This window comes from Paenibacillus caseinilyticus, from assembly GCF_027533645.1.
GTDB classification, from domain to species: Bacteria; Bacillota; Bacilli; order Paenibacillales; family NBRC-103111; genus Paenibacillus_G; species Paenibacillus_G caseinilyticus.
In genome coordinates, this window is the sequence record NZ_JAQAGY010000023.1 from 104,926 (window position 1) to 110,925 (window position 6,000).

Below are 6,000 nucleotides of genomic sequence, written 5' to 3' on the forward strand. Positions count from 1 at the left end.
GGAAGAGCATAAGTACACCTCCTGTGGCTATCCTAAGAGTAATCTTACGGAGCGCAGGAGGTGTTTTTCTTATGTATCGCCAAACCATGCTTACGGTCATCTCATCTGCGTTGCTGGTGGTCATCACAGCAGGCTGTCAGAAGCAGGGCACCGTTGAGGCCAAGCAGCATTCCCGAGATGGACTTCTCGGGATCACGGATGTCAACCCGAATAATCCGATGAGTCGGACGTATCGTCATTACCCGGATGACCTTCGTGTAATGAAGGATGCGATTGCCAAGCGGTTCCCTCAAGTTCAGGACACCCGGATCTCGCTGAATGGCACGAAGGCGCTTGTCCGCTTATTCGTTCCGGCGGACACTACGGCAGAGGAGAGGGATCGGCTTCGCAGCGAAGCAGCCGGTGTTCTCGCTTATGAAGCGCCTCGGTATGAGGTAGAGGTAGATGTAAATTCCAAGTAATACCCCAAGGTTGCTATTTGACTTCGAATCGACTATACTTAATCTTACCGTGCTAGACGGGGAGGTAGCGGTGCCCTGTAACCCGCAATCCGCTACAGCGGGGTTGATCGCCTACACGCGGTATTGCGATGTAAGGGTTGGGTTTTAGAGTTGGTGTTGAGAGTCGGGTCCTCCGCAATGGAAGCTCGTGAACCCGGTCAGGTCCGGAAGGAAGCAGCCGTAAGCGAGATGTTCCATGTGCCGGAGGGTAGCCCAACTTGAGCTGACGATAAAAATTCCACTTGGATCGCAATATCAAGGTAGGTGCACGGTTCTCTTTTTACATAATCGCATATGCGTAATCAGACAACACCAGTCCGAAGCCGGTTGATCAGGCAGAGCACTGGTGTTTTTTTGTAAGTTGAAGAAGGAAAATGAAAATATTGGGAGAATGTATTTGTCTTAAAGTGATAGCAGTAGGTATTGTAGGTGTTGCAGCTGGCTGGGAAACATAAGGCAAGAGCATGCGGCTGCGCGGACAGAGAGACACGGGGGGAGGAACAGCGTTGCGGCCTGAACTCAGCTTGCTTCAACGTTTTGCAGATATATTCCTGAAGGATGTCAACTTGGGCGTTTTGCTTATTAATCCATCCTATGAGTTAATGGATATCAGCGATATGGCCTGCCGCGTACTGGGAGTGGCGAGGGAAGAGGTGGTAGGCCAGGGGATGGATCTCATTTTCTCGGGGCTTCCCGCGGACCATCAGCTGGTCGACCGCAAGATACTCGATGGGATCGTCGTGCGTAATCATGCGGTATCCTGGACGAACAACCGGGAACGCTATGAACTGCTCGTCGACTCCAATGTGCTTCGGGACGAGGAGGACCAGGTGGTAGGTGCCTATATTATATTCAAAGATGTAACGAACCTACGCTCCCTGGAAGAGCAGGTTCAGCGCAGCGACCGGCTGGCCATGATCGGACAGATCGCCGCCGGCACTGCGCACGAGATTCGTAATCCGCTGACCTCCATTAAGGGCTTTCTTCAGGTACTCCGCCGAACGTTCCAGGACCAAGGGATGAACCGTGAAACCGGGTATACCGAAGTCATGCTGAAGGAGATTGACCGGATCAACCAGCTCGTAAATGAATTCCTGCTCCTCAGTAAACCGAAGAACGTTTCGTTTGAAGAAGTGGACGTACCCCTAGTCCTTCGGGAGATCCTTCCGATCATTAACAACGAGGCGATTTTGCACCGGGTCGTTGTTCAATATGAAGCGATGTATGGACTCCCGCATGTTGTGGCCGACCGGGAACTCCTCAAGCAGGTGTTTTTGAATCTATGCAAGAACGGGATCGAGGCCATGGGGGATGAGGGTTACCTGACGATCACCGAGAGAGTCGACAGGGAAGAACGCAGGGTGCTTATTGATATTCATGATACCGGACCGGGCATTCCTACGTTTGTGATCGACAAAATATTCGATCCCTTCTTCACTACGAAATCGGAAGGCACCGGCCTCGGCCTGTCGGTATGTCAGCGGATTATCCATGACATCGGCGGGCACATTCGCGTGTCATCGAAAGGGTTTGGGACTACATTTACGGTAAGCATACCATTTGCTTAAGCGCTTTCGCCGTTCGAAGAAAGGCGAATGATCGTTATGTACAGCGTCTGCTTCAAACCTCTTCGCAAGTATAGTATAATAAGACGATAACCAACAGTTGGAGAGGGCCAGAATGGCACATATTGCTTTATACCGTACGTGGAGGCCGCAATCCTTCCAGGACATGGTCGGCCAGAAGCATATTGTCCAGACGCTGCAGAATGCGCTACGGGAAGGCCGCTTCAGTCATGCCTACCTGTTCAGCGGACCGCGGGGAACAGGAAAGACCAGCGCGGCCAAAATATTGGCCAAAGCGGTCAACTGCCTCAAGGGACCGGCTGTTGAGCCCTGCAATGAGTGCGAAGCCTGTGTCCGGATTACGGAAGGCGCCGTCATGGATGTAGTCGAGATCGATGCAGCATCCAACCGCGGTGTGGAGGAAATCCGGGACATTCGCGATAAGGTCAAGTATGCGCCGACGGAAGTGCGGCAGAAGGTCTATATTATCGATGAAGTGCACATGCTGACGACGGAGGCGTTCAATGCCCTGCTGAAGACGCTGGAGGAGCCTCCAGCCCATGTCATGTTCATTCTGGCGACGACGGAGCCGCACAAGCTTCCGGCTACCATCATTTCCAGATGCCAGCGCTTTGACTTCCGCCGGGTGGCGCTTGAGGAGCAGGTGGAGCGCTTGCGCGAGGTATGCACGGAGGAAGGAATCGAGAGCGAAGAGGATGCGCTCTCCTTCATCGCCCGTCTCTCCGACGGCGGGATGCGGGACGCGCTGAGTCTGCTCGACCAGATTATTGCATTCTCCGGACAGCGGGTAACCTATGATGATGTCCTGTCCATTACGGGCGGGATGGCTTCCGACCAGTTTGAGAAGCTGGTGGCGGCTGTGCAGAGCCGGGATGTCGGGGCAGCCTTGCAGCTGATTGAAGCTTTCATGCAGGAAGGCAAGAGCGCCGACAAGTGCATGGAAAGCCTCATTTATTATTTCCGCGACCTCCTCATGGTCAAAATGGTGCCAAATTCCCAGGCGGTGACAGAGCGGATACTGGACATTCGGCAGTTTAAGGAAGTGGCTGATCGGTTCAGCAGCGAAGCGTTGATCGCTATGATCGATACGCTGAACTATTATCAGACCGAGATGAAATACTCGGTTCAGCCTCAGACGCTGCTCGAAGTCGCGCTGATGAAGCTGTGCAGTCAAGCTGGCGGTTCGCCGGCGGCGGCTGCTAGTGCGGCAGTCCCTGCTGCTTCCTCCCGTCCCGAGCCTCAAGTCGCTCAGCTGATGGGCCGTATTCAGAAGCTGGAGGAACAGCTCGCGCAGCTGTTGAAGCAGGGTGTCGCACCTGCCAGCGGAGGTGGGGGCGGAGGAAGCAGTATCAGGCAGCCGTCCGCCCCGGTGGTGGTCAAGCGGATCGAGAAGCTGGATGCCTATCTCGCGGGCCGCGAGGATCCCGCATTCCGAACAGCCGTGCAGCAGTGGAGCCAGGTGCTTTCCCGGGTGAAGGAACTGAAGATCACGGTTCATGCCTGGCTGGTGGATGGGGAGCCGGTATCTCTTCATGAAGAGAACTTGCTTGTTGCCTTCAAGAGCTCCATGCACCGTGAAACCACCGAGAAGCCTGCGAATAAGCAGTTGATCGAGCAGGTGCTCAGTGAAGTGTATGGCGAGCCCCGCCGACTGGTTACGGTCATGATGAAAGACTGGAGGGCTTCTGCCGACCAGGCGAAGCCAGCCGAGACGGGCGAAGAGTTGCAGCTCGTTCCAGAAGAAGAGCCGGGGGCAGGCGGGACCAAAGAAGAGTGGATTTCCGAGGCGATCTCGATGTTCGGAGAAGATCTCGTTAAAATTAAAGAAGACTAAAAGAACACTAAAAGGAGCGTGGGTTACATGAACAACATGAACCAAATGATGAAGCAAGTGAAGAAAATGCAGGAGCAAATGCTCAAAGCCCAGGAAGATCTGGCAGTGCGTACCTTCGAAGGCACAGCCGGCGGCGGAGTAGTGAGCGTTACGGTGAACGGACAGAAGAAGCTTACCGCTGTAACGATCAAACCGGAAGCTGTAGATCCGGATGACGTCGAAATGCTGCAGGATCTGGTGCTTACTGCAGTGAACGATGCAATGACCAAAGCCGAAGAAACAGCCGGCAAAGAGATGTCCAAGCTGACTGGCGGTATGAATATCCCAGGGCTGTTCTAAGCAAGCGTGCGTGATACGGAGGCCGAAGGCCTCCTTCTTTTGTTTTTTAGCCGATTCGAACGGCGTTGTCCGTTGATTCTATGAGGGTGAGGAGTTGTCCGATTGTTCTATCCTGAACCGTTAGCCCGACTGATTGATTCTTTCTCTCGTCTGCCGGGCATTGGCCCGAAGACGGCAGGCCGTCTTGCATTTCATGTGCTTCGTATGAAAGAAGAGGACGTTATTGATTTTGCCAAAGCGTTGGTCAATGTCAAACGGAACCTTCATTACTGCTCCGTATGCTGCAACATTACTGATACCGATCCTTGCAGGATCTGCCAGGACAAGGCCCGTGACGGGTCTATCATTTGTGTGATTCAAGAGCCCAAGGATCTGGTGGCCATGGAGCGCACCAAAGAGTTCAATGGGTACTACCATGTCCTTCATGGGGCCATCTCTCCAATGGAAGGCATCGGGCCCGATGAACTCCGGATTCCGGACTTGCTCCGGCGTCTGAGCGATGAGAAGGTACAGGAGTTGATCTTGGCTACGAATCCCAATATCGAGGGGGAGGCCACAGCGATGTACTTGTCCCGTTTGGTGCGTCCGTTCGGTTTGAAAGTCACGCGCATTGCCCATGGGCTCCCTGTGGGGGGAGACTTGGAATATGCCGACGAAGTCACATTAACCAAGGCATTAGAGGGAAGAAGAGAGCTTTAGAGCTTTATTAGGATGAGGCTGTACTTCCGTGCCGGGATGACTCCCGGTACGAGAGGTATGGCCTTTTTGTTGTTCTATCGTAGTGCCGCAGAGGATATGTATTAGTGTAGGGACAAACTGTGGCGCGGGAGGTATACGGATGAAGCGAATGGGGCATGGGAGGAGATTCCGGTTCTGGGAGAGATGGTGGAACCGCAAGGAGCATGAACGGCTTGAGGCTGCGGAGCTCGACAGGCTGCTGCTGGTGAGGGAGATTCAGAGAGCGCATAAGGAATGGGTCACCGCCCAAATTCGGTTCGAATATGTGATGGAGAAAGAGCAGATCGACTATGCGGTCTTTGCTTTGGAAGCTGCGGAGAAAAGGTTCGAGATGTTGTTGAAGCAGGCGAAGGGAATGCACATTACACAGGCAGAGGTCTGTGCCGGACGGGCAATGGAGGGGTCTTCATGAAGACGGTTATGCTGTGGAGCGTACTGATAGGATCGGGGGTACTGCTCGGAGCCGTTATTCTTCGAAACCGTTTTGCCTTTCAAATGCTGGGCAAGGTGTGTTTACATCTCGCCTTTGCTTCGATCCTCTTGTATATGATGAACTTGTTCAGCGGCTACACTCATATCGAGCTGCCGCTCAACGCAGTAACGGTGGGGACCGTGAGTGTATTGGGACTTCCGGGACTGGCCGTACTGGCTGCATTGAAGCTTTGGGTAGTATAAGCAGGGAGGCAGAGAATAACGAAGATGAATAAATTCAAAAATAATGCTTGCATTCCTTTAGGCGGTTATGCTATATTAATCAAGTCGCCGCTAAACGGTAGCGACAAGAAACGACAAAGATTGCCCTTTGAAAACTGAACATCGAGTGAGTGTTAAATATAGAAACTTTGTAATGGAGTTTCTGCCATGCTTCAAAATGAGCAAGTCAGCTTTTCTTTAATGGAGAGTTTGATCCTGGCTCAGGACGAACGCTGGCGGCGTGCCTAATACATGCAAGTCGAGCGGATCATTTCCTTCGGGGAATGGTTAGCGGCGGACGGGTGAGTAA

Annotated in this window: 7 protein-coding genes, 1 rRNA gene and 1 other RNA gene; all 9 read left to right on the plus strand. The window is 53.1% G+C overall.

Annotated features, from left to right (window positions below; genetic code table 11):
• The first annotated feature begins 71 nt into the window (after window positions 1–71).
• Window positions 72–461, plus strand: a complete 390-nt coding sequence (locus tag O9H32_RS26225; RefSeq protein ID WP_269869086.1) for a hypothetical protein — start codon at window positions 72–74, stop codon at window positions 459–461.
• Window positions 462–508: 47 nt separating this feature from the next.
• Window positions 509–772: signal recognition particle sRNA large type (gene ffs, locus O9H32_RS26230), an RNA gene on the plus strand.
• 234 nt (window positions 773–1,006) lie between these two features.
• Entirely contained in the window at window positions 1,007–2,068 is a 1,062-nt protein-coding gene (locus tag O9H32_RS26235; protein ID WP_319946956.1) for an ATP-binding protein, read from the plus strand.
• Between the two features lie 112 nt (window positions 2,069–2,180).
• The gene (gene dnaX / locus O9H32_RS26240) at window positions 2,181–3,920 is read left to right on the plus strand and encodes a DNA polymerase III subunit gamma/tau (protein WP_269869088.1); all 1,740 of its coding nucleotides are present in this window, start codon (window positions 2,181–2,183) and stop codon (window positions 3,918–3,920) included.
• A gap of 27 nt (window positions 3,921–3,947) precedes the next feature.
• Window positions 3,948–4,259, plus strand: a complete 312-nt coding sequence (locus tag O9H32_RS26245) for a YbaB/EbfC family nucleoid-associated protein (protein ID WP_269869089.1) — start codon at window positions 3,948–3,950, stop codon at window positions 4,257–4,259.
• Between the two features lie 102 nt (window positions 4,260–4,361).
• A complete protein-coding gene (recR, locus tag O9H32_RS26250) occupies window positions 4,362–4,958 on the plus strand; it encodes a recombination mediator RecR (protein WP_269869090.1) in 597 nt (198 codons plus the stop codon).
• 139 nt (window positions 4,959–5,097) lie between these two features.
• Window positions 5,098–5,409 (plus strand): DUF2508 family protein, encoded by a 312-nt coding sequence (locus O9H32_RS26255; protein WP_269869091.1) that lies wholly within the window; start codon window positions 5,098–5,100, stop codon window positions 5,407–5,409.
• Window positions 5,406–5,672: a pro-sigmaK processing inhibitor BofA family protein gene (locus O9H32_RS26260; RefSeq protein ID WP_269869092.1), complete on the plus strand. Its 267-nt coding sequence runs from the start codon at window positions 5,406–5,408 to the stop codon at window positions 5,670–5,672. Before O9H32_RS26255 ends, O9H32_RS26260 begins: the two co-directional genes overlap by 4 nt.
• A 216-nt stretch (window positions 5,673–5,888) precedes the next feature.
• Window positions 5,889–6,000 (plus strand): 16S ribosomal RNA (locus tag O9H32_RS26265); the annotation flags it as partial.

What these genes read in the sequence shown, in the direction of transcription:
- O9H32_RS26225 (WP_269869086.1), top strand. Translation starts at nt 72, where the DNA reads ATGTATCGCCAAACCATGCTTACGGTCATCTCATCTGCGTTGCTGGTG.
- O9H32_RS26245 (WP_269869089.1), top strand. Translation starts at nt 3,948, where the DNA reads ATGAACAACATGAACCAAATGATGAAGCAAGTGAAGAAAATGCAGGAG.
- O9H32_RS26260 (WP_269869092.1), top strand. Translation starts at nt 5,406, where the DNA reads ATGAAGACGGTTATGCTGTGGAGCGTACTGATAGGATCGGGGGTACTG.
- O9H32_RS26255 (WP_269869091.1), top strand. Translation starts at nt 5,098, where the DNA reads ATGAAGCGAATGGGGCATGGGAGGAGATTCCGGTTCTGGGAGAGATGG.
- dnaX (WP_269869088.1), top strand. Translation starts at nt 2,181, where the DNA reads ATGGCACATATTGCTTTATACCGTACGTGGAGGCCGCAATCCTTCCAG.